The organism is Gordonia prachuapensis (assembly GCF_036350515.1).
In the GTDB taxonomy this organism is placed as follows: Bacteria; Actinomycetota; Actinomycetes; order Mycobacteriales; family Mycobacteriaceae; genus Gordonia; species Gordonia prachuapensis.
The window spans coordinates 1-1093 of sequence record NZ_JAZDUE010000042.1 but is presented as its reverse complement, the minus strand read 5'-3'; the positions used below and the strand labels follow the sequence as shown (position 1 = coordinate 1093).

Below are 1093 nucleotides of genomic sequence, written 5' to 3'. Positions count from 1 at the left end.
ACTTCCCACTCTAGCGATGAGAAGAACGCCTCTGCGGCGGCGTTGTCGAAACATGATCCGACACGCCCCATCGATTGCCGGATACCCATCCGCCGGCACAGCCTGGTGAATCTCTTCGCGGTATACGTCGACCCCCGATCGGTATGGAAAATCAGCTTCTGCGCATCCTCATCACGCCATATCGCCTGCTTACCGCCCCGCGTGGCGACCGCCATCTCGATGGCCGCACCCGCCAACACCGCATCGGGGTGCCGGCTGGTGGCCGCACCGAGCAACCGGCGGCTGTACAGGTCGATCACCGTGGCCAGATACAGCTTGCCGACCGCGGTCGGGATCTCGGTGATGTCGCCGACCCACCGCTGATCGGCGCTCTGCGCGGTGAAATCACGGCACAACAAATCCCCGAACTTGGGCGCGGTCTTATCCTGCCGGGTCAGCCCGTTACGACGACGGATCCGCCGCGCCACCAGGCCTTGGCGACACATCGACTCGGCCACGGTCTTCTCCGACACCGTCCATCCATCAGCACGTAGATCCGCATGCAGGCGTGGTGACCCATGTAGCCCGCGGGCCTTGTCGAAGGCTACCTTCACCGCTCGGTCGATAGTGTCACGACGGTAGTCGCGCGGGGTGTGTAAACCCGTTGCCGCACCTGGCGATTGCGCTCGCTTGTGCCACTTGTAGAACCACGCCTGGCTGATCTCGAGCAGCCGACAGGTCACCGCGTGTGGCACCCGATAGTTGGTCCTCTGGTCGGCCACGAAGCGTGCCACGCTCACTTCGTCGCCTCCTTGACCCACAGGACCACCGATCGCTTGAGGACATCACGCTCCATCCGCAACTCCGCGACCTCATCACGCAGCCGTTTGAGCTCCGCGGCGTCATCGGGGGTCAGCTCGCCGCGGCCCTCACGCTCGGCGCGCGCCCGGTTGACCCAGTTACCCAGCGTGCCCTCGTTGATCCCCAGATCTCGGGCGACCTGGGCGATCGGCTTACCCGTCTCCTCGACGATCCGGACCGCCCCATCACGAAACTCCCGGTCGTACTTCTTGCGCTTCTCTGGCATCGTGCTCCTCATTATCGATGCCTCTAC

At 64.1% G+C, this 1093-nt stretch carries 2 protein-coding genes; both read right to left on the bottom strand.

Annotated elements, in window-relative coordinates; translation table 11 throughout:
- On the bottom strand, nt 1-779 hold a 779-nt coding region (locus tag V1Y59_RS23665; protein ID WP_330507486.1), incomplete at its 3' end, for an IS3 family transposase.
- Nucleotides 776-1066: a transposase gene (locus V1Y59_RS23660; protein WP_330507485.1), complete on the bottom strand. Its 291-nt coding sequence runs from the start codon at nt 1064-1066 to the stop codon at nt 776-778. The genes V1Y59_RS23665 and V1Y59_RS23660, both read right to left, overlap by 4 nt.
- Nucleotides 1067-1093 lie beyond the last annotated feature (27 nt).